The following is a 23,709-nucleotide window of genomic DNA, read 5'->3' on the forward strand; positions in this document are numbered from 1 at the left end:
GGCATCGTCTAGAGGCCCATACTGGTATTCTGTAGCTTTCGAGTAGTGTCGTGGGGTCAAGAGGGTAACAACCGAGTCACGCAAGCGGCACCACTTCCCTTCAGCTCCAGGCCTCTTCGGTTGCGCCCACCAGGCGCAGGCGGTGTGCCTGCCGTGCCGTGGGCGCAATGGCTTGGATCGCGCGGGGTTCGGCGCCGAACAGGATTTCCCGCTCTTCCGGCGTCGACATGAAAAAGGGGTAGCGCTCGATGATGCGGGGCAGCGTCACCGGCAGATAGGTCGCATAGAGGCAGACGGGAAAGGCCAGCTCGCCCCAATGGCCCTCGCCGGCCAGCTGGGTCGAGCCGAACACCCTTTTGTAGAAAGGGGCATGTTCGGGGCGAACCGAAGATAGACAGTAAGTCGCGCCGAAATACTCGCTGGCCATGACGCCCAGGCGCAGCGTCAGATAGGGCAGAGCGGGGAAGGCAAGGGTAGCATCGCGGTCAGCCGTAAAGCGGCTCGGATCGAGATAGGTCTCGCCATTGTCCAGAATGCCGCCCAGCACGTCGGGCCAGATGCCCAGGCTGGGCGAGGTCCGCTGCTCTTGCGTGGCAAAATGCAGGCGGATCGAACTCACCAGCTTGTCGTCGATATAGACGCCGAAAGCATAGCAATTGGGCGCTTCGTCATAGGCGTCACGGGTGATCTGCTGGGCGTTGATGGGGATGAAATCTTCCCGCCGATACGCCTCGTAGCGCAGCCGGTAGATCGGATCGAGCTGGTCTTCCACCGACACACGCCGATACTTAACCCGATCGAGCAGATCGATCAAGGTCAGGGCGAAACGGGAAGGCGCACTGCTTTGCTGGGATGCCGAACTCATAACCAAGTCCCCTAGTCTGCGGGGATATTAATCTTTTGTTAGGCATGTCGGCATTGGAAAAAATGACGATCCGACCGGCATGGAGACCTGCCGGGCAAGAATTAATACTCGTTTACAAAGTGTTAATGCAGATTAACCATGCCGAAGGTTTGCCTGTGGCGTGGCCTGGCCAGCATTGAGGCGCCCAATCAGCTCGCCGATATCTCGCTCGGGCAGTGGTCGGCTGAAGAAATAACCCTGCACCTGCTGGATTTCGGTATGCGCCAGCATGGTGTTGAGCTGCTCTTCGGTCTCGACGCCTTCAGCGATGACAGTGAGGTCGAGATCGCGGCCCAGCCGGGCCACATTGGCCAGGAGCCGCAGCGACCGTGGATTGCTGGCAATGTCAGCCACGAAGGAGCGGTCGATCTTGAGCTTGGTGAAGGGCAAGGCATTGAGATAGCTCAATGACGAATAGCCGGTGCCGAAATCGTCGAGCGCAATAGCAATGCCCTTGGCCGCCAGGTCGCTGAGCACGCGATGGGCGATCTCGCGCTCCTCGATGACGGCAGTCTCGGTCACTTCGATCTCGAGCCGCGCCGGATCGAGGCCGGAGCGAGCCAGGGCCTCTTCTACCAGGCTCCCCAGGTCGCTGCCGCGGAAATCGCGCGCCGAGATGTTGACGGCCACGCCCACATCGCCCGGCCAATGGCTGCATTGTTCCGTCGCATGCCCGACCACCCAGGAGGTGATGGTGGAGATCAGGCCCATCTCCTCGGCGAGAGGAATGAAGGTCGAGGGCGGAATCGGCCCCAGCTCGGGATGGTTCCAGCGCGCCAGCGCCTCGCAGGTCACCACCTTGCGGGTGGCAATGTCCAGCAGCGGCTGGAAGGACAGCGACAGCGCGCCATCCCGCACGGCATCGCGCAGGTCGGCCTTGAGCCGCTGGCGATAATGATAGTCGATATCCATCTGGGCATGGAACAGCTGGCTGCGCGCCTTGCCGTCGCCCTTGGCCGAATAGAGCGCCAAGTCGGCCTTGGTCATCAGGTCGTCAAGCGCTTCGGTGGCAATGGCGCTGGTGGTCAACCCGACGCTGACCGTGACCGACAGCGTCAGCCCCTCGAGCCGGAAGGGCTCGGAAAAGGCGCTGAGAATGGCGGCAGCATCGGCCTGGGCCTGCGCCGCATCGCCCACGGCGCCGCGATAGATGACGAATTCGTCGCCGCCCAGGCGCGCCAGCACGGCTTCGGCCGGCACCGTCTGGCGCAGGCGGTTGGCCACCTGCATCAGCAGCTCGTCGCCTACGATATGGCCGAACGTGTCGTTGACATGCTTGAAGTCGTCGATGTCGATGATCATCAGCGAAACCAGCCGCGGCCGGGCCCCGGCAAAACGGCGGGCCTCCATGTCCTCGGTGGCCAATTCGCCGAAATAGGTGCGGTTGGGCAAGGCGGTCAGCGTATCGTGGCGCGCCATGAAATTGATGCGCTCTTCGGAGGCAATGCGCTCGCTGATATCCTCGAACAGCAGCACGCTGCGCTCGAGGCGCGAGCTAACCGAGACTTCGTAATAGCGACCCGCCGGCAGGCAGAGCAGCACCTTGCCCGATGTATGCTTGCCGATGACATCGAGCAGGCGATCGACCGCCGTGCGCGGCAGCACGCCGCTATCGCCGAGCGTACCGAGCACGGCGCTGACGGGCTGGCCCAGCAGGTCGGACTGGCCCATGAGGTTGAACAGGCGCACCGCCCGCTCATTGGCGACCGAAATGACACCGCGTTCGTCAAGCATGCATAGGCCATGCTCGAGCGTGGTCATCGCCATGTCGAGTTCTGCCGCCAGGCGCGAGGCCTCGACGCGGCCATGCACGGCGCTGAGCAGGATGGATCGGGTATCGGCGGCCAGCTTGCGGAAACTGGCCAGCATGATGCCGAGCAGCAGGGCCAGCACGATATGGTAGATATCGCCATGCATCGCATAGCCGATCGACAGCGGCAGGATGACCAGCACCATCTGTATGGTGACCAGGCGATCCAGCCCGAAATTGCGCGCCACCAGGCCCACCATGGCGGCAGTGGTCAGCGTGGCGCTGGTCAGCGCGGCGAAGGGATCGCGGACCACGACCATGGAGATGAAACACCAGGAGCCATAGACGATGCCCGTCAGTGCGCCGGAAACCACGGCGCGGTTTTCCCAATGTTCGGCGGCTTCGGCATCGTCGCTGCCGATATCGGCCCGCTGGAAGGCGCGCGAATCGGCGTAGCGCAGCACGCCCATGATGATGAAGGCCAGGGCAATGGCGAAAAGCGGCAGCGACTGGGATTTATAGGCGCTCAAAGCCGCAGCCAGCGCCGTTCCCCACGCAGCGGCCAACATCGCATACCGGTCCCTGTAGACCGAGCGGATGATCGACACATAGTCGAGGGCCGGCATTGTCTTTCGCGCTGAGGTAAACACGTGGTTCCCCTGGTTAGCAGCTATAGAAGCCACCTAAGCCCTTAAGAACGCCTTGCTTTGAGCAAAACGCCCATGGGGTCCCGGAAATTCCCGATGGCAGGGTGAACAACAGCTTAACGCCGCTGCTTCGGCGGCAGGCAGGCGCTAGAACGCCGTTTGTGCAGCCTTGAGCGCAGCAATCGCCGCTTCCGGCGTCATGGCCGGATCATTCCAATAGGCATTGGCGACATCCCACACCGCCGCAACCCAGGCTGGCGGTGCCGTCAGGTGCGGCGTGGGCCTGGCGAAATCGGGCTGGTCCAGTGCCGCCAGCACCTTTTGCGAGCAGGCATCCACCGCGCCGCGCGCATCGAACCGGACCGGAGTGGAACCCTTGGCCCGGGCGAAGCGGGCCTGTACCTCGGCATCGACCACCACATCGGCAAAGGTCCGCTCGGCCGCCTCGACCTCGGGCGAGACCGCGCCCAGCAGACCCCAACTGTCCACGGTGACCGGTAGATGCGCCGCACCGGGCACGAAAAGACAGCCATAGTCATCGGCCTCTGTCTTGCCGGCCGCGGTCCACTCGCCCTTCATCCAGTCACCCTGCACCTGCAGCAAGGCCCGGCCATGGATCACCATATTGGTGGCCATGTTCCAGTCGCGCTGCGAGGCGCCGGCATCGGCCTCCTGCTGGAAGCGCCGCAGCCAGGCAAACACGTCGCGCAGGCTGGCATCGTAGAGTACCGCCGGATCGGTGACGGCGCCGTAAAGCCCGGCATAGACACCGGGCCCGCCCAGGCTCGCCACCAGCGCATGGGTCAGATAGCCGACCTGCCAGGGCTGGGCGCCGAGGGCGATGGGCTGGAAGCCGGCCGCCCGCACGGCGTCGAAATCGGCCCACATATCCGCGAGCGAAGTCCAGCTCTCGGGGTCGATGCCCGCCGCTTCGGCCACGGCACGGCTGTAATAGATCATCGCATCGGCATGGATGGAGACCGGCGTCTTGACGATGACGCCATCGACCGTAATGGCATCGCGCACCACCGACGGAAATTGCGCCAGCACACCGCTTTGGGCGAACTGGGTATCGAGATGCAGCACTTTTCCCTCGGCATCGAGGCTGCGATAGATATCGGGCTGCAATTGCAGGAAGACATTGGGCGTCGCGCCCGCCTGGATCAGCTGCACCACGTCGATATCGCCATTGGCATCATGTGGAATGGCCAATGGCAACCAGCTGTGCCCACGCGCTTCGAGCGCCTGGCGCAATACGTTGAGCGCCGTCAGCTCGGCCGGCGAGGCCCAGTTGTGATAGACCACCAGTTCGGCTGCATCGGCAGGAATGGCGAGCATGCAGGCCAGGCCGAGAGCCCCAAATCGTCTGGTCCAAACCACGCGTCGCCCCCTCGCTCGCGGATCTGAATTGACCCGGCCGATTGCCGGCCATCAGGTTGACGGCCACGCTGCGGCCAAACTGCTTGCCACCGCGTTAACACCCGCCACGGAAGCGTCGCTTTGCCCGTCTAGCAATGCGATGCAGCAGGTGTGGAACAGGTGAAACGGCATGGTTGAAAAGCTGAGCGACACGGAACGGGAAGCCGGCCTGCGCGGCCTCAAGGGCTGGATTTATGACGAGGCGGCCGGCGCCATCGATCGTGTTTTCAAGTTCAAGGACTTTTCCGAGGCCTTCGCCTTCATGAGCCGGGTCGCCCTGGCGGCCGAAAAGGCCGGCCACCACCCCGACTGGTCCAACAGCTATAACAGCGTCTCCATCCGCCTCTCCACCCACGATGCCGGCGGCCTCAGCGCCCGAGACATCGCCCTGGCCAGGGCAATCGACAAGATCCTGATCTAGCGAGCATCGCGCGGAAAAGTGGCGCCGGTTTTCCGCAAAGGCGATGTGACAAAGGGCTAGTGGAAATTGCGGCCACCCGGCAGCGCGGCATAGGCCCGGCGCCGGGCCATTTCCTCTTCGCGCAGGCTGTTGCGATCGTGCCCCTTGCGGGGCGGAGCGATTTCTTCGATATCCCGGCCATTGCTGATATCGAGCAATTGCGGGGTGAGATCGACCATGTCCTCGGCAATGAGGTGGATCACCAGACCCTCCTTCTGCAATTTGCCCTGCACGGCCAGCAGGCGGCTCGCCAGCAGCGTCCGGCGCATTTCGTCCTTCTCGAAGAGTTTGGGCCAGATGACGATATTGGCGATGCCCGTCTCGTCCTCCAGCGTGGCGAAGATCACCCCGCTCGCCGTGCCCGGCCTTTGCCGCACCAGCACCAAGCCGGCCACCTCGATCCGCCGGCCCGGCACCACCTTGCCCAGGTCAGCCGCCCGGACCGTGCCCCGCCTGTCGAGCATGGGCCGCAGGAACTGCACCGGATGCCCCTTGAGCGACAGCGACAGCGTCGCATAATCGTGGATCACTTCTTCACCCAACTGCATCAGCGGCAGCCTGGTCGGTTCTTCCGTGGGCACGGGCAGAGCCGGTTGCGTGGCGGCAAAGAGCGGCAGCAACTCGGCTCCATGCGTGCCCATCAACCCCTTGACCGCCCAGAGCGCTTCGCGCCGGTTAAGACCAAGCTCGGCAAAGGCATCGGCCCGGGCGAGCTTTTCAAGGCTGGCAATGGGGACACCAGTCCGCAGCCACAGATCGCGGATCGAGGTATAGCGCGCTCCGCGCAGGTCCACGATCCGCTCGATATCCTTCTTGGCCAGGCCCTCGACTTCCCGCAGACCCAGCCGCAAAGCTCTTTTCGACCAAATGACCTCGCGCATGGGCGCATGACGATCCCAGACATGATCACTGGCGCGCCAGTCCGTCGCCTCGAGCGAACTGTCATGGCCTGACAGGTTGATATCGGGCGGCCGCACTTCGACGCCATGCTCGACCGCATCGCGCACCAGCTGGCTGGCGGCATAGAATCCCATGGGTTGGGAATTGAGCAGCGCGCAGGCAAAGACATCGGGGTAATGGCACTTGAGCCAACACGAGGCATAGACCAGCAGCGCAAAGGACGCCGCATGGCTTTCGGGGAAGCCATATTCGGCAAAGCCCTTGATCTGGTCGAAGGCGCTTCTGGCAAATTCAGGCTTGTAGCCATTCTTCGCCATGCCGGCGAGAAAATCGGCCTCGAATTGCTCGATCTGGCCCGTGCGTTTCCACGCGGCCATGGCACGACGCAATTGATCGGCCCGGCCGGCAGAAAAGCCGGCGCCCACAATGGCGATCTGCATGGCCTGTTCCTGGAACAATGGCACGCCCAGCGTGCGATGGAGCACGGCCTCCAATTCCTTGCTGGGATAAGAGACCTTTTCGATGCCTTGCCGGCGTTTTAGATAGGGATGCACCATGCCGCCCTGGATCGGGCCCGGCCGGACGATGGCCACCTCGATCACGAGATCGTAGAACACCTTGGGTTGCAGTCGCGGCAGCATCGACATCTGCGCCCGGCTCTCGATCTGGAACACGCCGATCGTGTCCGCCCGGTGGGTCATTTCATAGACCGGCTTTGCCCTTTCCGGATGCGCGTATTCCTCATTCTGCAACTCGGCCAGCTTCACCTCTTGCCCATAATGCTGTCGCATCAGGCCAAAGGCCCGCTGCAGGCAGGTGAGCATCCCCAAAGCCAGCACATCGACCTTGAGGATGGCCAAAGCATCGATATCGTCCTTGTTCCACTCGATGATATTGCGGTTGTCCATGGCCGACTTGCCGATGGGCACCAGGCTTTCCAGCGAATCCCGGGTGATGACGAAGCCGCCGACATGTTGGCTCAGGTGGCGCGGAAAACCCTTGAGCACCTTGATGACCTCGAACATCTGCGCCAGCACCGGATCGTCAGGATCGAGCCCGATCGAACGGACCTTACCCAGCTCGACGCTCGACCCCCAACCCCAGTTCAACTGGTTGAAGGCGTTGATCACATCGTCGGAAATGCCGAAGGCCTTGGCGGTCTCGCGCATGGCGCTTTTGGAGCGGTAGGAGATGACATTGGCGGTCAGTCCGGTGCGTTTGCCGCCATACTTTTGGTAGACATATTGCATCACCTCCTCGCGTCGCTCATGCTCGAAATCGACATCGATATCGGGCGGCTCGTCCCGCTCGGTGGAGATGAAGCGGCCGAAAACCAGATTGGCCTTGCGCGGATTGACCTCGGTGATTTCCAGGCAATAGCAGACCGTGGAATTGGCCGCCGATCCGCGTCCCTGACACAGGATGTCCCGCTCGTAGCGGGCAAAACGGACAATGTCGCGCACCGTCAGGAAATAGGCGGCATAGAGCTTTTCGTCGATCAGCTTAAGTTCGGTGCGAATCGTAGCGGCAATATCGTCCGGCACCCCCTCGGGAAAGCGTTTTGCCGCCCCTTCCCAGGTCAGCCGCTCCAGCGTCTGCTGGGCGGTTTCGCCGTTGCCGATGGTTTCCTCGGGATAATTGTATTTGAGCTGGTCGAGCGAAAAACCGATCCGGGCGATGAAGCGCCCGGTTTCGGCCAGGGCCTCGGGATGATCGCTGAACAGGCGGGCCATTTCACCCGGCGGCTTGAGGTGCCGTTCGGCATTGGCGGCGAGGCGCCAGCCGGCGCTTTCCAGCGTCAGATGCTCGCGGATACAGGTCACCACATCCTGCACCATGCGGCGGTCGGGCGCGTGATAGAGCACGTCATTGCTGGCGATCATCTTGACGCGATGCACCCGCGCCAGCTCGGCGACCCGGTTGAGCCGGGCCCGATCCTGCCCGTCGAAGCGCGGCGTGCCGGCCAGCCAGACTCGATCAGGCGCCTGGCGCGCCAATGTGTCGAGCGTCTTGGCCGTCAGGCCCCAATTGCTCTCGTCGGGCATGAGGATGAAGAGCTGGCCCTGCGCATAATTTTCCGGCGGTCCCTGTTCTTGGGCCAGGCTGCCCGCCCCGAAGAGGTCCGGAAAATACAGCAGCGGCTTGCCCTTTTCGCCGCGCTGATTGCCCACGGTCAGCAACTTGCACAGCCGTCCATAGGCCACCCGGTCGGTAGGATAGGCTATGATGTCGGGCGTGCCATCGGCAAAGCAGAGCCGCACGCCGACCAGATAGCGGAAATCAGGGAATTGCTCTTTGAGCTCGCGCGCCGTCACATAGCCGCGCACCACGCCAGCAAAACTGTTGCGGTCGGTCACGCCGAAGGCGGCAAGCCCCAGATGCATGGCGGCAGCCACCATTTCCTGCGGATGCGAACCGCTGCGCAGGAAGGAGAAATTGGTGGTCGATACCAGTTCGGCATAGCCGGCAACAGGCTGGTCCGGCCGGTGCCGGGAACCTGTCCTTGGCTCAAAGGCGACGACCTGGCTCATGCGAAAAATCCATGCAGATACCAGACCGCCGGCTCGCCGGCCCGATGGAAACCCTGCCGGAAAATCCAGAAGCGGCGGCCGGTTGCGTCCTCAACCACGAAATAGTCGCGCGTGCCGGCCTCGGGGTCGAATTGCGGCAGGTTGGGAATATAGGGCGGCGTCTCGCCCTTTTTCGGCTTTTCGGGCGGCACCAGTTGCAGCCGTTGGCCGCTGCGCCACCATTCCGCACCCAGCCGTTCGGGCCCGGAGGCCTTTTCGATTTTGTAGCTATCGCGCCGCCAGATCATCGAGGCGGGCAGCCCGTCAGGCACTTCGGCATTGATGGCTACCCGTTCCGGCATGGGCAGCAGCCGCAGCGGCCGGGGCGGCACGGGCCAACCGGAATCGCGCGACCCGTCATTGGCCGCCAGCGCCGGCACCAGCCGCGCTGCCTGTTCGGGAATGTGGCTGGCCACCAATTGCGTTTTCAGCACCGCCATCGTGCCGAGCCGGCTGCTCATCCTGTCATTGAGCTGGTCGAGATCCTCGGCCACGCCCTGATGCGAGAAGGCGCCGAGCTGCACCGCATCGAGTTCGGACACCGAACTGACCGCCAGCCGGATCATGTCGATGCCGAAGCCGGCATCATAGTCACCCTCCAGCCGCTCGGAACGGTTGGCGAAGAGCTTGGTGATATGGGTGGGGTCGCGCGTCAGCCGCGCCGAATTGACCGACAGGGCCATCACCTTGTGATCGACGCGATAGAGGAAGAGGTGGAAGGCCTGCCCGCCCTGCCCTTCGGCTTCGAGGCGAATGGCAAGCTGGATGGCCAGGTCATGGCAGGTCATCAGCACGTCATCCATCAACCCGATCGGATCGGCGAAGCGCCGCTCGGCATAAAGCTCGGCCGGCGGCAGGCGTGGCACCATCCGCTCCTCGATCATGCCATAGGCCTGGTCGAGCCGGGCCAGCAGCGACGCCCCGAACCGCGCCTGCAATGGCTTGCGCGGCCGTGGGCGGAGCTGGCCCACATGCTTGAGCCCCATTTGCGTCAGGCCGCCGATCTGGGGTGGAGTCAGCCGCAGCGCGTGGATGGGCAGCGCATCGAGGACGCTTTCGAGATCGGCGGCTTCCACCACCTGGCTGCGCGCGAAATGGCTGATGCCCCAGGCTGCCCCGATGGTGGGGGCAATGGCGCCGGCGACGGTATAGCCGAGATCGCGCAGCCGAGTCAGCAACAGGCGCAGCATGGGCCGCTCGCCGCCGAACAGATGCGCCACCCCGGTAATATCGAGCACCAGGTCGCCGAAAGCACTAACCGCGTCCATGACCGCCACCAGCGGGCTGGCATTGGAATGCCAGTCAGCAAAATCGGCAAAGGCCGCTTCGAGCAGCGGGCGATCCATTTCGCGCACCGTCAGCCCGGGCACCATGGCGCGGGCATCGGCCAGGTTCTGCCCGGCGCTGAGGCCCAGTCGCATGGCTTCGGCATCGACTTCAGCCAGACGCAGCCCGCCCTTGACGGGTTCATAGAGCACCAGCGGCGCCTTGAGCTGGCTATCACGCCGTTTGAGATAATCCGTCGGCCAATGCGGCAGGAACAGCACGAGGAAGCGCCGCGCGCCCGGCATGCCGGTTTGCATGGCGGCGCTGAGCAGGGAGTGTTGTGAATCCATTTTCCGTCCAACCCAGCACGAATTCGGTCTGGTTCCTGATAAGGGCGCCCTTTTCCAGCTCCGCCCGCCAGCGCAGCGGGCCCGGCGCTTTGGCGTCATAGCGCGACCGGGCACTGTGGATGGGCATGAGGCGCCAGCGCAGATGCGCCGCACTTGCCTCGCGCTCCTGCCCGTAGCGCAGCATGAAGATCGAGCCGCCCGTGGCGGCAGCGCGCAGGCTGAGCCGCCGGCTGGCGGTGAAATCGAGCAGCTTGGAATGGCTGCCGATATCGGCCACGACAGCCGCGACCGCGCGGCAGGCAATGGCCTCCTCGATCGCCCAGAGCAGCTCGCCCATATTGCCCGCCCGCACCAGCACCAGCGCAGCGGGATCGAGCCCGAAACTCAGCAGCCCCGGCCCATAGGGCAGGCCCAGCTTCTGCGCCTCATCGGCCAGTTGCAGGTAGATGACGGCCCGCCTTTGCGCGGTGAAGAGCCCCTTGGCCTGCGCCAGGGCAAAGCCGAGCAGAGCCCCGGCATTGCGCCGCTCGTCGGTGAAGATTTCCTGCAGCATGCCGCCGGCCAGCACCGGAAAGGCATGGCCCTGCTGCTCGACCAGCATCCGCGCTTCGGCCAGCGCCGGCTTGCGCTCGATATCGGCAATGGTTTCCCGCAGCGCGGCAAGGCGCTGTTGCTGGTCGGGCGCGGGCATCGCACCAATCCTCAAGTGAACAAAACGGGAACATTTAGACTCCGAATCTCCGCGGAGTCGAGTCCTTTTCGCGTGAACGTGTGTGGCCCTTGCGCATCAAGCCCGGTCAAGAGCGCGTGACCCGGGCCCTCACCCATTCACGCCGGGGAGCCGGACTGCTAATTCTGCCGCCTGCCTGCCTCCCGGCGTGCAACCCTTTCGCCACTCCTGCCGCTCCCCGAAGGAGGCTTGCGCCATGTTCGAGGCTATTACCCGCCTGTTCAACAAGCCCGAAACCATGCTGTCCAACCACGACCCCAAGCTGGCCGTGGCGGCCTTGCTGGTGCATCTGGCCGCCGTGGACGGGCAGATGAAGGACGAGGAGCGCAACGCCATCAAGGGCGCGCTGGCCGACCATTATGACATGGACGAAGCCGCCGTGGATAAACTGGTCCGCGAGGCCGCCATGCGTGATGCCGAGGCGGTGGATTTCTACAAATTCACCTCGGGCCTGACCCAGCTCGACATGGAAGACCGCATCGAAATCGTGCGCATGATGTGGATGGTGGTGTTTGCCGACAAGCAGAACCACGAGCTGGAAGACAATATGGTCTGGCGCATTGCCGAACTGATCGGCGTGTCCAGCCGCGACCGCACCATATTGCGCCATCAGGTCGGTCGCGCCGAGAAGGCTTGAGAGCGTTCCAATGGCGGGTGATTAATAGGCCTCGAACGTGCCGATGACCTCGACCTCGTCATTGGCGCAATCGAAATCTCCCGATTTATCGGCCGCCTCGCGCGCCAGTTCGTTGGCATTTTCATTGGCCACCGCGTCGATATAGGCGATGTGGCACATATTGCCCTCGACCAGCTGCGTCACCACCAGCACCTGCCCCTTGTCCACCCCGGTTTCCGGATCGGCGGTGTGATAGCGCACGATAGTGGCGATCGGCATCCAGCGGCCCAGGTCATTGCTGAGCCGCCATTCGAGCTTTTCACCCAGCCGGTTGAAGGGCGGCAATGTCTGCCAGCGATCGGACGGATCGATATTGAAACCATAGGCCAGTGAAAAGCGCAGGTCGCCTTCGCTGACCATCAGCGGATAGCCCTTGTAGCCGGGACAGGCCCAGCTGGCGCCGAAATCATCGGCGTCGAGCACCAGGCATTCGTCCAGGTCGAGATCGGTATAGGCGCTGTTGAATGCGGCCTGCGCCGGCGTGGCGAGGGCGGCAATTGCGAGCATGGCGGCCAGAATCTGTTTCATCACATTCCTCGCTGGGCAGGACGGGACAGGCAGGGTTGCGCCAAACTGGCTTGCCTTTGCGGCCTCGGTTGGGCACAACGCAGCCACTTTGTCGCCTCCCCCGATGAATGAGACCTGAACCATGAATATCGACGCCATCCCCACCGGCAAGAACCCGCCCGACGACCTCAATGTCATCATCGAAGTGCCCATGGGCGGCGAGCCGATCAAGTACGAAATCGACAAGGCCAGTGGCGCGCTGTTCGTCGACCGCTTCCTCTATACGCCGATGCGTTATCCGGGCAATTACGGCTTCGTGCCCCACACTTTGTGCGGCGATGGCGATCCGCTCGACGTCATCATGATGAATTCGCGGCCTCTGGTGCCCGGCGCGGTCGTCCGCTGCCGCCCGATCGGCGTGCTGTTCATGGAAGATGATGGCGGCCAGGACGAGAAAATCCTTGCCCTTCCGGTGCCGAAGCTGACCCGCATGTATGACGAGATCAAGGATATCGCCGACATGCAGGCTATCCAGGTCGAGCGCGTGAAGCACTTCTTCACCCACTACAAGGATCTCGAGCCCGGCAAATGGGCCAAGATCAGCCATGTCGGCGGCTATGAGGACGCCAAGAAGGTGATCCTCAATTCCATCGCCATGGCCCAGGCCGCCAAGTAGGCCGGCCTCATCCCTGCCGCATGGATTGTGCATGCCGGTAAGCGGTTCATGCACAATCCGGAGGCTCCGATGCAACGCGCCCTCGCCACACTGGCTATCGCCGCCCTGATCGCCATGCCGCTGCCGGCCCAGGCGGCAGACATGCCATCCGACGCCGAGATCGCGCAAATCCTGGCCGACCGCATCGACCGCGACCAGGCCAACGTGGCCATATCGGTGGCGGTGATCGAGGGTGGCGTGCCGCGCTTCGTGTCGCATGGCACGCTGTCCAGGGACGATCCGACGCCGGTCGACGAGCATACTGTGTTCGAGGCCGGCTCGATCACCAAACTCATGACCAACCTGCTGCTGGCGCAGCTGGTGGTCGATGGGCAGATCGATCTCGACGCACCGCTGACCGACTATCTGCCCGCGGGCACCGTACTGCCCGAACGCGACGGCAAAGCGATCACCGCCTTCGACCTCGCCACCCATACCGCGGGCTTTTCCAGCCTGCCGGAAGAGTTGATCGCCAGGGGCGCGGCCAATCCCTATTCGGGCTATGGTGCCGATGCGCTGATGGCGTGGATCGCCGCATATGAGCTGCCGCGCGATATCGGCGAAACATTCGAATATTCCAATGTCGGTGTCACCCTGCTGGCCCAGGCCATCGAACATGTAAGCGGCAAGCCCTATGCCGAGCTGCTGCAGGAGCAGATTCTCGATCCCCTCGACATGAGCGAGACCAGCCTTGCCACGACGCCCGGCCCCATTGCCGACATGGCGACCGGCCACGACGCGGCGGGCGAACCGGTGCCCAATTGGGATTTCGACGCCTTTGCCCCTGTCGGCGCGCTGGTCAGCACCACCGCCGACCTCGCCAAATTCATCGCTGCCGCCAGCGGCGCGGTGGAAAGCCCGCTGGCGCCGGCTTTCGCCATCATGCTGGAGCGCACGCGGCCCACCGGCGGAGCGGGCGAGGTGATCGGGCTGGGCTGGTTCAACCTGACCGAAGGCGGCCTCGATATTGCCTGGCACAATGGCATAACCGGCGGCTATCGCAGCTTTGCCGGCTATGATCGCACCACCGGCAATGGCGTCGTGGTGCTGTCCAGTATGGTGACCGAGGCCGGCATCGAGGATATCGGCCTGCATCTGCTTGATCCCTCCCTGCCGCTGCGACCCCAGCCGACGCCGCGGGAAGTCGCCGAAATCGACAAGGCTATTCTGCCCGCCTATGCCGGCGAATATCTGCTGGCGCCGGGCGTCACCATCACCGTGACGGCAGAGGGCGAGCAGCTCTTTGCCCAGTTGACCGGGCAGGCGCGTTTTGAAATCTTCCCGGAAAGCGAAAAGCGCTTCTTCTTCCGGGTGGTCGATGCCCAGATCACCTTTGCCGATCCGGTGGAGGGCGCTGCACCAAGCCTGATGCTGCACCAGAACGGACAGAATATGACAGCGATCCGCGTGCCATGACCGGTCGTATCGTCATCCTCAACGGCGCCCCGCGCTCCGGCAAATCCTCCATTGCCAAGGCCATGCAGGCGCAATTGCCGGGCCACTGGATCAATCTGGGCGTCGATGCCCAGAATGCCAGTCTACCGCCAGCACTGCTGCCGGGGATAGGTTTGCGGCCGGGCGGGGAAATGCCCGAACTGGAGCCTGACGTGGTGCGGCTCTTTTCTGCGCTCTACGACGCCATCGCCGCCCATGCGCGGCAGGGTTTCGACGTGGTGGCCGACCTTGGCCATCACGACTTCTATTCGGCCCCGCTCGGCATCCTGCCGGCCTGCGCCCGGCGCATGGTCGGACTCGATGTGCTGTTCGTGGGGGTGCTCTGCCCCATCGAAACCATCATGCGCCGCCGCAATGCCGATCCGCAGGGCGGCTTTTATGCGGCGGGCGAGGGCGTACCCGACCCGGTGCGCCGCTGGCAGGAAGCGGTGCATGTACCGGGCATTTACGACCTTGTGGTCGATACCGGCACGACGCCCCCGGAGGCCTGCGCGCAGGCCATTGCTGCGGCTTTGGCCAATCCCCCAGAGCAGCGCGCCTTCGAAAAGCTCGCCGCTATGAGCCCAGCCCCATCCGCGCCAGCAGGCGACCGCGCCTGACGAACTGGTGCCACAAAGCCGCTCCGATATGGCCGATCAGCAGCACGATCAGCGCCCGTGCCAGCAGACCATGCACGGTGAAGGGCGGCGCCAGGGTGAAATCGGGCAGTGGCAGCGGCGCGGCGCCGGCCAGTTGCGCCCCGCCGCCGCTGAGGATGAGCGTGGCAATGCCGCTCGAAACCATGACGAGAATGACGGCATAGAGCCCGTAATGGACGACGTGGGAGGCCAGAACCTGCCCACGCGACAGGCCGGTTGCATCGGCCGGTCGGCGGTCGAGGAACAGCCACCACACAATGCGCAACAGCGTCAGCACCCCGATCAGTGCGCCCGTGATAGCGTGGCCGCGCAACAGGGTGAGCTTGACCGCCTCGTCCTCTGTATTGGCGGCGGTGAGGCCGCTGGCCAGCATGCCGAGAATGGCCAGGGCGGTGATCCAGTGGATGGCGATGGCGACACTGCCATAGCGGGTCGGACTGCTGGTGAGCGGCATGACAGGCTCCTTGCGGGGCATTGGCTGAGGCGTTATAGATAGCACACTATGTATTTAGATAGCAAGCTATGTAAATGGTCCTGACCCGCGAAACCTCCGCCGGTTACATGGCCAACTGGGCCGCGCGCCTGTTCAGCCGCGAACTGGAGCGGCAGCTCGCCCCGACAGGCATCGCCCCGGCCTATATGCCGGTGCTGTTTGCCCTGGCCGATGGCAGCACGCTGACGCAGAAGGAGCTGGCCCGCCGCGCCGCGGTGGAACAGCCCACCATGGCAGCCACGCTCAAGCGTATGGAACGCGACGGTATGATACACCGGCGGCAGGACCCCGGGGATAAACGCAGCGCCCTGGTGGCGCTGACGCCGCTGGCGCTGGGCAAGGTGGAAACAGTGGAGCGCGTGGTGAGTGCCATCAATGCACTGGCGCTGGAACAGCTCGATGCCGGGGAGCGGCAGCAATTCCTGGGCCTGCTCGGCCGCGTCATCGCCGTGCTGGAAGCGCAGGATGCCGACCTCGGATCATGAGTTACCCACACCGCGCAAGATCTCCCTTCTCCCCTTGCGGGAGAAGGTGCCCGAAGGGCGGATGAGGGGTTGCTTCCACAGTCATCGAAGCATGGGATGACGCAGAACCCCTCACCCTGACATTTCTGCTGAACGCAGAAATGTCGTCCCTCTCCCACAAGGGGAGAGGGGAAGGGCGATGTGTTAATCCGCCCGCTTGCCATAGGTCAGCACGGCATTGCCCTTGCTGGTGATCTGGCTGTTGATGAGCTCCAGCCGCGTGGTGGGCGTGCCGTCTTCGAACAGGCGCTTGCCCTTGCCGGCAATGACCGGGTGGACGATGAGGGTCAATTCATCCAGCAGCCCGGCCAGCGTGAGCTGGCTGACCAGCGACAGACCGCCCATCGCAGCGATCGTGCCGCCCTGCTGCTGCTTGAGATCGCGCACGAACGCTTCGAGATCGCCCTCGATCAGGGTGGAATTCTGCCAGGCGAGATCGGCCTGTTTCAGCGTGCGCGAGGCGACGAATTTGGCAACATTGTTGATATAGGCGCCGAAATCCATGTCCTCGCCGGCATTGGGCCAGTAGCCCGCCCATTCCTGATAGCCCTTGCGGCCCAGCAGCACCGTATCGACATCACCCATGACGCTGCCGAGCAGCGCGCCCAATTCGTCGTCAAAACTATCGAACTGGAACTGGTCCGGGGCCTCGGCCACGCCATCGATGGAATAGAACAGGCCTGCAGTCAGTTTACGCATTGGTATTCTCCCGTGTGTCTGGCAACCCTCCCGGCCGCCATCTGACAGGGCGACGAGCGGGGCAACAGGACTTCGACATTTTGCCGCGAAGTTTTTTGCAACGCGTTCGCCTGGATGGCCATCCGGCCTCCGGTGTCGCGTATGGATGACAACGAGCGAACCCCGAGACGGCCTTCGCCCCTGAGGTATTTTTAATATGAGACGGAAGCCGTCTCGGGGTGCCGGTTTTTGGAACAGTACGGGGGTCGCGCACACGCTTCCGCCCGGACTCGGACCTGCGCAGCGGCGAGCCGCGCCCAGCCCCCTCCACCACTGTTCGCCTGCAGGCCGCCCATGCGGAGGGATGGGAGGAGGATACGCTCAGTTTTGGGGAGGGGGATAAGATGGATAAGTTCACTGCCGTTTCCCCAACCACCGTCATCCCGGCCTTGAGCCGGGATCCATCCTGAGATGGTGGGGCTTGCCCAGTGGTCGGGCGATCCACCTTGCGGCTGTAGCGCGATCTCGAGATGGGTCCCGGCTCAAGGCCGGGATGACATCGGGGGTGGGGCGAAATGGTGCGACTTCTTCAAAGCAAAGGCCCGGGATTGCTCCCGGGCCTTCTTCATTCCAGTCCGACCGCCCTCGTGGTTCGACAGGCTCACCATGAGGGCTGTATCGGCGCTTAGGCCCCCAGATGCGCCAGCACCGCCAGCAGCAACAAGGCCACGATGTTGGTGATCTTGATCATCGGGTTGACGGCCGGGCCGGCCGTGTCCTTGTAGGGGTCGCCGACGGTGTCGCCGGTGACCGAGGCCTTGTGGGCGTCGCCGCCCTTGAGGTGCTTGACGCCGTGGCTGTCGGTGAAGCCGTCTTCAAAGCTCTTCTTGGCATTGTCCCAGGCGCCGCCGCCGGCGGTCATGGAGATAGCCACGAAAAGACCGGTGACGATGACGCCCATCAGCATGGCGCCCAAAGCCGAGAAGCCGGCACCGGGGCCCGCGATCCAGAAGATCACGAAGAACACCACGATCGGCGACAGCACAGGCAGCAGGCTCGGCACGATCATTTCCTTGATCGCCGCCTTAGTCAGCATGTCGACGGCCCGACCGTAGTCGGGCTTGTCGGTGCCGGCCATGATGCCCGGCTTTTCCTTGAACTGGCGGCGCACTTCCACCACGACCGACTGGGCGGCGCGGCCCACCGCGGTCATGCTCATGCCGCCGAACAGGAACGGCAGCAGGCCACCGAACAGCAGGCCAACGACCACATAGGGATCGGCCAGCGAGAAGCTGAGCGAACCCAGCCCGAAGAAGATCGAGCCTTCCACCGCATTGGCCGAGAAGTAGATCAGGTCCTGCGTATAGGCGGCAAACAGCACCAGCGCACCGAGGCCGGCCGAACCGATGGCATAGCCCTTGGTGACGGCCTTGGTGGTGTTGCCGACAGCGTCGAGCGCGTCGGTATTGTGACGCACTTCCTTGTCGAGGCCGGCCATTTCGGCAATGCCACCGGCATTGTCGGTGACCGGACCGAAGGCGTCGAGCGCCACCACGATACCGGCCAGAGCCAGCATGGTCGCGACGGCGAAGGCGATGCCGAACAGGCCCGCCAGGTTATAGGTGACGATGATGCCGGCAATGATGACGATGGCCGGCAGGGCCGTCGATTCCAGCGACACGGCGAGGCCCTGGATGACGTTGGTACCATGGCCGGTAACCGAGGCTTCGGCAATGGAATTCACTGGGCGGCGGTTGGTGCCGGTATAGTATTCGGTGATGACGATGATCAGGCCGGTAATGACCAGGCCCGCCACGCCGCACCAGAACAGGCTCCACGGGGTGAAGGTCTTGTCGCTGGCTTCGACGACCGTGTTCATGTCGCCGAAGATCAGCCACAGCACCGGCAGCAGCGCGACCAGCGACAGCACGCCGGTGGCGATGATGCCCTTGTAGAGGGCGCCCATGATGTTGTTGTCGGCGCCGAGCTTGACGAAATAGGTGCCGATGATCGAGGTCACGACGCAGGCGCCGCCAATGGCCAGCGGCAGTACCATGCCGATGAGCTTGAACGCATCGGGCAGGATGATGGCCGCGAGAACCATGGTGGCGACGATGGTCACCACATAGGTCTCGAACAGGTCGGCGGCCATGCCGGCGCAGTCACCGACATTGTCGCCCACATTATCGGCAATGGTGGCCGGGTTGCGCGGATCGTCTTCGGGAATGCCCGCTTCCACCTTGCCCACCATGTCGCCGCCCACATCGGCACCCTTGGTGAAGATGCCGCCGCCGAGACGGGCGAAGATGGAAATCAGCGAGGCGCCGAAGCTGAGGGCGACCAGCGCATCGATGACGGTGCGGCTGGTGGGATCGAAGCCCAGCATCTGGGTCAGCACGATGAAATAGAGCGTGACGCCGAGCAGGCCGAGGCCCGCCACCAGCATGCCGGTAACCGCGCCCGACTTGAAGGCCAGGTCCAGCCCCTTGCCGAGCGAGGAGACGGCGGCCTGGGCCACGCGCACATTGGCGCGCACCGACACATTCATGCCGATAAAGCCGGCAGCGCCACTCAGCACCGCGCCGAGCAGGAAGCCGATGGCGGCATAGATGCCGAGCAGGAAGAAGGCGGCGATCAGGATGACCACGCCGACAATGCCGATCGTGGTATATTGCCGCTTTAGATAGGCCGAGGCGCCCTCGCGGACGGCAGCCGAGATTTCCTGCATGCGGGCCGAACCGCTATCGGCGGCGAGCAATTGCTGGGTCGTATAAACGCCATAGACGATGGACAGAGCGCCGCACAGGACGATCAGCCAGAGTGCCAAAGTCATTCGAAGTCCCTCTAGATTTTCCTCCGGGGACTCAACGCAATACCGGTACCGGTCCTCCAACCGGTGCGGCCTGCCCTACCAGAGCCCCTTCCGAAGCGGAGCTTAGCGGGATTGTTTGGTTAAGCAATCGATATTGCGATGCTTTGCCGCAGTCTGGCCTAGCGTGTGATCGCGAGGCCACCGGGCTTGGGGCCGACCGATGGCTTGCCGCCACCCGGCGTCCGGCCCGGATCGACCATGACGCTGTCGACATTGACATGCGGCAGGCGGGCGCCGCCCACCCTGGTCCAGACTTCGCATTCGCTTTGCGGCGTCGGGCAGACGATGGTCGAGCCATCGACGACGATGACGATCACGTCGCCACCGCTATTGTCATAGATCACCTTACAGCCGGGCCGCGCTTCGCAGCTCCGTGCGGCATCGATCCCTTTCATGGCAAAGGCGGGCAAGGGAGAAAACATGGTCATGGCCGCGACTGCGGCGCACAGCAAACGACGTTCCATTCTGCAATCCTCCGGTTCGGGACCAGCAAGTCCCGTAGTGAGGATTGGCCTTGCGAACTGAACGGCGGCTGAATGCGCTCAGCCGAGCGCATCGACAGCAGCGGCCAGCACGGATGCGTCGCCGCTGATCGCCAGCGTCTTGAACCGGCTGGTCTCGCCCGCCGTGACCACTATGGCCGTTTTCGGCACGCCCAGCGCCTTGCCCAGCAGCGCCACGACCGCCGCATTGGCCTTGCCCTTGTCGGGCACGGCCTTGACGCGCAGGCGCAGCACACAGCTGCCGTCATCGCGGATTTCGACGCCCTCGATGGCATCGCGCCCGGCATTGGGGGTGACGCGGACAAACAGGCTCAGCCCCGCAGGGCCGAGCCGATAGGGCTGTCCCGCCACCGCCGATCAGCTCAGCAGCATGCGCGGCAGGTCGTTGGCGATGAAGGATTGCAGGAAGAAGATGATGACGAAGACGATGATCGGCGACAGGTCGAGCCCGTTGATCGGCGGAATCACCCGACGGATCGGCCGCAGGATCGGATCGGTGATGGAATTGACCACCCGCCACAGCCCGGCCACGAACTGATTGCGCGTATTGATCACGTTGAAGCTGATCAGCCAGCTCATGATGATCATGATGAGGAAGACCCACCAGACCAGGGTCAGGATCATCGACAGGGTTTGCAGCAGGGCGATCATGGCGCTCTCGGGTGGTTGGCACTGCCCGCCTATGTAAGGCCAAGCCGGGCGGCTCACAAGTGGCGGGCCAAAAAGCATGAGGGTCCCGCTCCGGTCGCACGGAACGAGACCCCAATGACTGACATCCGGTACGCAATACAAAGTCTGCCGGACGGCTGGTGCAATGCACGAAGCGTGCCAGACCGGACGGGCCCGGAATGCGGGGCTGCAGGCGTTAAAGTGTTGTGAACATTCCCATCCTGCGGCAGGACGGCGTGGCAAAATGCGAGGCGCGTTGCATTTTGCGAGACGGATCAGGGTGTCGGCGTGGTCGGTTTCTTGGCCGGCTTCCAGGTGATGACGCGGAAGAGATAGAGCAGCACCACGCCGGCCAGCACGATATAGCTCAGCGGATCAAGCACGACCTCGACCAGCTCGTAATGCTCATGCAGGACATAGCCGGCCAGGGTCAGGATCGTGTTCCAGATCAGCGCCCCTGTGGTCGAGGCGAGCAGGAAGACCGGCAACGGCATGCGGGCAAGCCCGGCCGGAATGGAAATCAGCGTGCGGACGATCGGCATCAGCCGGCCGAACAGCACGATGATGGGCCCGAAGCGACGGAAGAAGCCGACAGCCACATCGATCTCGTCGGCATTCATGGTCAAAAGCCGCCCATAGCGATCGGCCAGCCAGCGCACCCGGTCGAGCCCGAACAGCCGCCCGGCGAAATACCACGGCAGCATGCCCACCACAGCGCCGACGGTGGCCGCGGCCAGCACGCCGAAGAAATCGAGCTGCCCATTGGCGGCGGCAAAGCCGGCAAAGGGGATGATCAGTTCGGACGGAATGGGCGGAAAGATCGATTCCGCCAGCATGACGAGGAAGATGCCGAGATAGCCCAGATCGGAAATGGTCTGGATGATCCAGTCGGTCATGCTTTTCTCCGGATACCCCCACCTAGCCTCCCCCTGATAGGGGAGGAATTCGGCCGGTGCGTCAGACTAGATCGCGCCACATCCCCGATCTGTTCCTCCCCCTATCAGGGGGAGGTTAGGAGGGGGTATCCGCTAACTAAGCCGACTTGGCGGCGCGGCTCATGCGCTTGCGGTCATTGGGGTCAAGCCACATCTTGCGCAGGCGGATCGACTTGGGGGTGACCTCGACATATTCGTCATCGGCGATATAGCCGATCGACTGTTCCAGGGTCAGCTTCTTGGGCGTGGTCAGGCGCACCGCTTCGTCCTTGGACGTGGTGCGGATATTGGTGAGCTGCTTGCCCTTGAGCGCATTCACTTCCAGGTCGTTCTCGCGGCTATGCTCGCCGATGATCATGCCTTCGTAGATATCGACGCCGGCATCGATCATGATCGGGCCGCGATCTTCCAGGTTCCACAGCGCGAAGGCCACCGACTGGCCGGTGCCATTGGAAATCAGCACGCCGGTGCGGCGGCTGGCCAGCTCGCCCTTGAACGGGGCGAATTCATGGAACAGGCGGTTGAAGATGGCGGTGCCGCGCGTATCGCTGAGCAGTTCGGCCTGATAGCCGATCAGCGAACGGGTGGGCACCAGCAGGCGAATACGGGTGCGGCCGACGCCCGAGGGACGCATGTCGGTCAGTTCACCCTTGCGCTCAGTCAGCTTCTGCACCACGGCGCCGGTATGCTCGTCATCGACGTCGATGATGACTTCCTCGATCGGCTCCAGCTTGACGCCGTTTTCTTCCTTGTACAGCACCTTGGGGCGGCCGATGGTCAGCTCGAACCCCTCGCGGCGCATGTTTTCGATCAGCACGGCCAGCTGCAATTCGCCACGGCCGGCCACGTCGAAACTGTCATTGTCGGTGCCCGGCGTCACCTTGATGGCGACATTGCCTTCGGCTTCGCGCATCAGGCGCTCGCGGATGACGCGCGACTGCACCTTGTCGCCTTCGCGACCGGCCAGCGGGCCATCATTGATGCGGAAGGTCACCGACAGGGTCGGCGGATCGATGGGCTTGGAGGCCAGCGGTACGGTAACCGAGGGCACGGCGATCGTATCGGCCACGGTCGTGGTTTCGAGACCGGCAATGGCGACGATGTCGCCGGCTTCGCCGACATCGATCGGATTGCGCTCGAGGCCGCGGAAGGCCAGGACCTTGGAGACGCGGCCCTTTTCGACAATCTTGCCGTCACGGTTGAGCGTGTGGATGGCTTCGCCCGCCTTGACCGAGCCGGAGAAGATGCGGCCGGTCAGGATGCGGCCGAGGAAGGGGTTGCGCTCGATGGTGGTGACCAGCATGCGGAACGGGCCTTCTTCCACCTTGGGCGCCGGCACATGTTCGATGACCTTGTCGAGCAGCGGCGCCAGGCTTTCGCGAGCGCCATCGGGCTCGTTGGCCATCCAGCCCAGCTTGGCCGCGCCGTAGAGCACGGGGAAATCGAGCTGTTCGGGGGTCGCATCCAGCGCGATGAACAGGTCGAAGATTTCTTCGAGCACTTCGAGATGCCGCTCGTCGGACTTGTCGATCTTGTTGATGGCCACGATGGGGCGCAGGCCCTGGGCCAGCGCCTTGCCGAGCACGAACTTGGTCTGCGGCATCGGGCCTTCGGCCGCATCGACCAGCAAAACCACGCCATCGACCATGGAGAGGATGCGCTCGACTTCACCGCCAAAGTCGGCGTGGCCGGGCGTATCGACGATATTGATGCGGGTGTCCTTCCACAGCAGGGAGGTAACCTTGGCCAGGATGGTGATGCCGCGCTCGCGCTCGATATCATTGCTGTCCATGGCGCGCTCTTCGACGCGTTCATTCTCGCGGAAGGAACCGGACTGCTTGAGCAGGACGTCGATCAGCGTGGTCTTGCCGTGGTCGACGTGGGCGATGATGGCGATATTGCGCAAGGACATATGGGGTCGGCCTCTGGGTGGCATGATCCCAGAACCGGGTCCGCGTCTTGTAGGGGCGGACTGCAACGGACGAACCATGCGGGATGAACGCACACCAGCTCCCGCGAAACGCAGGACCGGCGCATTTGGCGCTGCC

21 protein-coding genes are annotated in these 23,709 nt (G+C 63.6%); 6 read left to right on the plus strand and 15 right to left on the minus strand.

Going from position 1 to position 23,709, the window contains the following annotated elements; all coding sequences use genetic code 11:
• Nucleotides 1-100 precede the first annotated feature (100 nt).
• The 3 genes from FPZ08_RS15940 to FPZ08_RS15950 form a co-directional block, all read right to left on the minus strand.
• Entirely contained in the window at nt 101-865 is a 765-nt protein-coding gene (locus FPZ08_RS15940) for an N-acyl amino acid synthase FeeM domain-containing protein (protein ID WP_146290915.1), read from the minus strand.
• A 132-nt stretch (nt 866-997) separates the two neighbouring features.
• A complete protein-coding gene (locus FPZ08_RS15945) occupies nt 998-3,280 on the minus strand; it encodes a putative bifunctional diguanylate cyclase/phosphodiesterase (RefSeq protein ID WP_146290916.1) in 2,283 nt (760 codons plus the stop codon).
• 168 nt (nt 3,281-3,448) lie between these two features.
• A complete protein-coding gene (locus FPZ08_RS15950; protein ID WP_146290917.1) occupies nt 3,449-4,681 on the minus strand; it encodes an ABC transporter substrate-binding protein in 1,233 nt (410 codons plus the stop codon).
• A gap of 169 nt (nt 4,682-4,850) precedes the next feature.
• On the opposite strand from FPZ08_RS15950, the gene FPZ08_RS15955 reads away from it, so the two are divergent.
• Nucleotides 4,851-5,141 carry a 4a-hydroxytetrahydrobiopterin dehydratase gene (locus FPZ08_RS15955; protein WP_146290918.1) on the plus strand — a complete coding sequence of 97 codons (291 nt, stop codon included), beginning with the start codon at nt 4,851-4,853 and terminating at the stop codon, nt 5,139-5,141.
• A gap of 56 nt (nt 5,142-5,197) precedes the next feature.
• Here FPZ08_RS15955 and FPZ08_RS15960 read toward each other — a convergent pair whose 3' ends face one another.
• Genes FPZ08_RS15960 through FPZ08_RS15970 form a run of 3 tightly spaced genes read right to left on the minus strand, consistent with a single transcriptional unit; the run spans nt 5,198 to nt 10,957 of the window.
• Nucleotides 5,198-8,611 carry an error-prone DNA polymerase gene (locus tag FPZ08_RS15960; RefSeq protein ID WP_146290919.1) on the minus strand — a complete coding sequence of 1,138 codons (3,414 nt, stop codon included), beginning with the start codon at nt 8,609-8,611 and terminating at the stop codon, nt 5,198-5,200.
• Nucleotides 8,608-10,266: a Y-family DNA polymerase gene (locus FPZ08_RS22425; RefSeq protein ID WP_246132683.1), complete on the minus strand. Its 1,659-nt coding sequence runs from the start codon at nt 10,264-10,266 to the stop codon at nt 8,608-8,610. Before FPZ08_RS22425 ends, FPZ08_RS15960 begins: the two co-directional genes overlap by 4 nt.
• Entirely contained in the window at nt 10,151-10,957 is an 807-nt protein-coding gene (locus FPZ08_RS15970; protein WP_146290920.1) for a hypothetical protein, read from the minus strand. The genes FPZ08_RS22425 and FPZ08_RS15970 overlap by 116 nt, the downstream gene beginning before the upstream one ends.
• 235 nt (nt 10,958-11,192) lie before the next feature.
• Between FPZ08_RS15970 and FPZ08_RS15975 the strand changes: the two genes are divergently transcribed.
• A complete protein-coding gene (locus FPZ08_RS15975) occupies nt 11,193-11,633 on the plus strand; it encodes a tellurite resistance TerB family protein (RefSeq protein ID WP_146290921.1) in 441 nt (146 codons plus the stop codon).
• Nucleotides 11,634-11,654: 21 nt separating this feature from the next.
• On the opposite strand, the gene FPZ08_RS15980 is transcribed toward FPZ08_RS15975, so the two are convergent.
• Nucleotides 11,655-12,200, minus strand: coding sequence for a hypothetical protein (locus tag FPZ08_RS15980; protein WP_146290922.1), 546 nt, complete (start codon nt 12,198-12,200; stop codon nt 11,655-11,657).
• A gap of 121 nt (nt 12,201-12,321) precedes the next feature.
• Here FPZ08_RS15980 and ppa point away from each other — a divergent pair, with 121 nt between their 5' ends.
• The 3 genes from ppa to FPZ08_RS15995 all read left to right on the plus strand — a co-directional run bounded on the left by ppa (nt 12,322) and on the right by FPZ08_RS15995 (nt 14,948).
• Entirely contained in the window at nt 12,322-12,855 is a 534-nt protein-coding gene (gene ppa / locus FPZ08_RS15985) for an inorganic diphosphatase (protein ID WP_146290923.1), read from the plus strand.
• A gap of 69 nt (nt 12,856-12,924) precedes the next feature.
• Nucleotides 12,925-14,310 (plus strand): serine hydrolase, encoded by a 1,386-nt coding sequence (locus FPZ08_RS15990; RefSeq protein ID WP_186767044.1) that lies wholly within the window; start codon nt 12,925-12,927, stop codon nt 14,308-14,310.
• On the plus strand, nt 14,307-14,948 hold the full coding sequence (locus FPZ08_RS15995) for a chloramphenicol phosphotransferase CPT family protein (RefSeq protein ID WP_146290925.1): 642 nt from the start codon (nt 14,307-14,309) through the stop codon (nt 14,946-14,948). The genes FPZ08_RS15990 and FPZ08_RS15995 overlap by 4 nt, the downstream gene beginning before the upstream one ends.
• Here FPZ08_RS15995 and FPZ08_RS16000 read toward each other — a convergent pair.
• Nucleotides 14,905-15,441, minus strand: a complete 537-nt coding sequence (locus FPZ08_RS16000) for a cytochrome b (protein ID WP_186767045.1) — start codon at nt 15,439-15,441, stop codon at nt 14,905-14,907. The two genes, FPZ08_RS15995 and FPZ08_RS16000, sit on opposite strands and share 44 nt — an antisense overlap.
• Before the next feature lie 74 nt (nt 15,442-15,515).
• Between FPZ08_RS16000 and FPZ08_RS16005 the strand changes: the two genes are divergently transcribed.
• Nucleotides 15,516-15,965: a MarR family winged helix-turn-helix transcriptional regulator gene (locus tag FPZ08_RS16005; RefSeq protein WP_146290927.1), complete on the plus strand. Its 450-nt coding sequence runs from the start codon at nt 15,516-15,518 to the stop codon at nt 15,963-15,965.
• A gap of 183 nt (nt 15,966-16,148) precedes the next feature.
• Here the strand turns inward: FPZ08_RS16005 and FPZ08_RS16010 are convergent, their stop codons facing one another.
• The 7 genes from FPZ08_RS16010 to typA form a co-directional block, all read right to left on the minus strand.
• Nucleotides 16,149-16,703 carry a dihydrofolate reductase family protein gene (locus FPZ08_RS16010; protein ID WP_146290928.1) on the minus strand — a complete coding sequence of 185 codons (555 nt, stop codon included), beginning with the start codon at nt 16,701-16,703 and terminating at the stop codon, nt 16,149-16,151.
• 664 nt (nt 16,704-17,367) lie between these two features.
• Nucleotides 17,368-19,515 carry a sodium-translocating pyrophosphatase gene (locus FPZ08_RS16015; RefSeq protein WP_146290929.1) on the minus strand — a complete coding sequence of 716 codons (2,148 nt, stop codon included), beginning with the start codon at nt 19,513-19,515 and terminating at the stop codon, nt 17,368-17,370.
• A 158-nt stretch (nt 19,516-19,673) separates the two neighbouring features.
• Nucleotides 19,674-20,018, minus strand: coding sequence for a hypothetical protein (locus FPZ08_RS16020; RefSeq protein ID WP_146290930.1), 345 nt, complete (start codon nt 20,016-20,018; stop codon nt 19,674-19,676).
• A 78-nt stretch (nt 20,019-20,096) separates the two neighbouring features.
• On the minus strand, nt 20,097-20,408 hold the full coding sequence (locus FPZ08_RS16025) for a DUF167 family protein (protein ID WP_146290931.1): 312 nt from the start codon (nt 20,406-20,408) through the stop codon (nt 20,097-20,099).
• Between the two features lie 6 nt (nt 20,409-20,414).
• On the minus strand, nt 20,415-20,708 hold the full coding sequence (locus FPZ08_RS16030; protein WP_146290932.1) for a YggT family protein: 294 nt from the start codon (nt 20,706-20,708) through the stop codon (nt 20,415-20,417).
• Nucleotides 20,709-21,001: 293 nt separating this feature from the next.
• Nucleotides 21,002-21,622 (minus strand): DedA family protein, encoded by a 621-nt coding sequence (locus tag FPZ08_RS16035; protein ID WP_146290933.1) that lies wholly within the window; start codon nt 21,620-21,622, stop codon nt 21,002-21,004.
• 136 nt (nt 21,623-21,758) lie between these two features.
• Nucleotides 21,759-23,573, minus strand: coding sequence for a translational GTPase TypA (typA, locus tag FPZ08_RS16040; protein WP_146290934.1), 1,815 nt, complete (start codon nt 23,571-23,573; stop codon nt 21,759-21,761).
• Nucleotides 23,574-23,709 lie beyond the last annotated feature (136 nt).

Origin of the sequence: Devosia ginsengisoli, assembly GCF_007859655.1 — a bacterium.
Lineage (GTDB): Bacteria > Pseudomonadota > Alphaproteobacteria > Rhizobiales > Devosiaceae > Devosia > Devosia ginsengisoli.

What these genes read in the sequence shown, in the direction of transcription:
- FPZ08_RS15940 (WP_146290915.1), bottom strand. Translation starts at nt 865, where the DNA reads ATGAGTTCGGCATCCCAGCAAAGCAGTGCGCCTTCCCGTTTCGCCCTG.
- FPZ08_RS15945 (WP_146290916.1), bottom strand. Translation starts at nt 3,280, where the DNA reads ATGCCGGCCCTCGACTATGTGTCGATCATCCGCTCGGTCTACAGGGAC.
- FPZ08_RS15955 (WP_146290918.1), top strand. Translation starts at nt 4,851, where the DNA reads ATGGTTGAAAAGCTGAGCGACACGGAACGGGAAGCCGGCCTGCGCGGC.
- FPZ08_RS15960 (WP_146290919.1), bottom strand. Translation starts at nt 8,611, where the DNA reads ATGAGCCAGGTCGTCGCCTTTGAGCCAAGGACAGGTTCCCGGCACCGG.
- FPZ08_RS22425 (WP_246132683.1), bottom strand. Translation starts at nt 10,266, where the DNA reads ATGGATTCACAACACTCCCTGCTCAGCGCCGCCATGCAAACCGGCATG.
- FPZ08_RS15970 (WP_146290920.1), bottom strand. Translation starts at nt 10,957, where the DNA reads ATGCCCGCGCCCGACCAGCAACAGCGCCTTGCCGCGCTGCGGGAAACC.
- FPZ08_RS15975 (WP_146290921.1), top strand. Translation starts at nt 11,193, where the DNA reads ATGTTCGAGGCTATTACCCGCCTGTTCAACAAGCCCGAAACCATGCTG.
- FPZ08_RS15980 (WP_146290922.1), bottom strand. Translation starts at nt 12,200, where the DNA reads ATGAAACAGATTCTGGCCGCCATGCTCGCAATTGCCGCCCTCGCCACG.
- ppa (WP_146290923.1), top strand. Translation starts at nt 12,322, where the DNA reads ATGAATATCGACGCCATCCCCACCGGCAAGAACCCGCCCGACGACCTC.
- FPZ08_RS15990 (WP_186767044.1), top strand. Translation starts at nt 12,925, where the DNA reads ATGCAACGCGCCCTCGCCACACTGGCTATCGCCGCCCTGATCGCCATG.
- FPZ08_RS15995 (WP_146290925.1), top strand. Translation starts at nt 14,307, where the DNA reads ATGACCGGTCGTATCGTCATCCTCAACGGCGCCCCGCGCTCCGGCAAA.
- FPZ08_RS16000 (WP_186767045.1), bottom strand. Translation starts at nt 15,441, where the DNA reads ATGCCGCTCACCAGCAGTCCGACCCGCTATGGCAGTGTCGCCATCGCC.
- FPZ08_RS16005 (WP_146290927.1), top strand. Translation starts at nt 15,516, where the DNA reads ATGGTCCTGACCCGCGAAACCTCCGCCGGTTACATGGCCAACTGGGCC.
- FPZ08_RS16010 (WP_146290928.1), bottom strand. Translation starts at nt 16,703, where the DNA reads ATGCGTAAACTGACTGCAGGCCTGTTCTATTCCATCGATGGCGTGGCC.
- FPZ08_RS16015 (WP_146290929.1), bottom strand. Translation starts at nt 19,515, where the DNA reads ATGACTTTGGCACTCTGGCTGATCGTCCTGTGCGGCGCTCTGTCCATC.
- FPZ08_RS16020 (WP_146290930.1), bottom strand. Translation starts at nt 20,018, where the DNA reads ATGGAACGTCGTTTGCTGTGCGCCGCAGTCGCGGCCATGACCATGTTT.
- FPZ08_RS16030 (WP_146290932.1), bottom strand. Translation starts at nt 20,708, where the DNA reads ATGATCGCCCTGCTGCAAACCCTGTCGATGATCCTGACCCTGGTCTGG.
- FPZ08_RS16035 (WP_146290933.1), bottom strand. Translation starts at nt 21,622, where the DNA reads ATGACCGACTGGATCATCCAGACCATTTCCGATCTGGGCTATCTCGGC.
- typA (WP_146290934.1), bottom strand. Translation starts at nt 23,573, where the DNA reads ATGTCCTTGCGCAATATCGCCATCATCGCCCACGTCGACCACGGCAAG.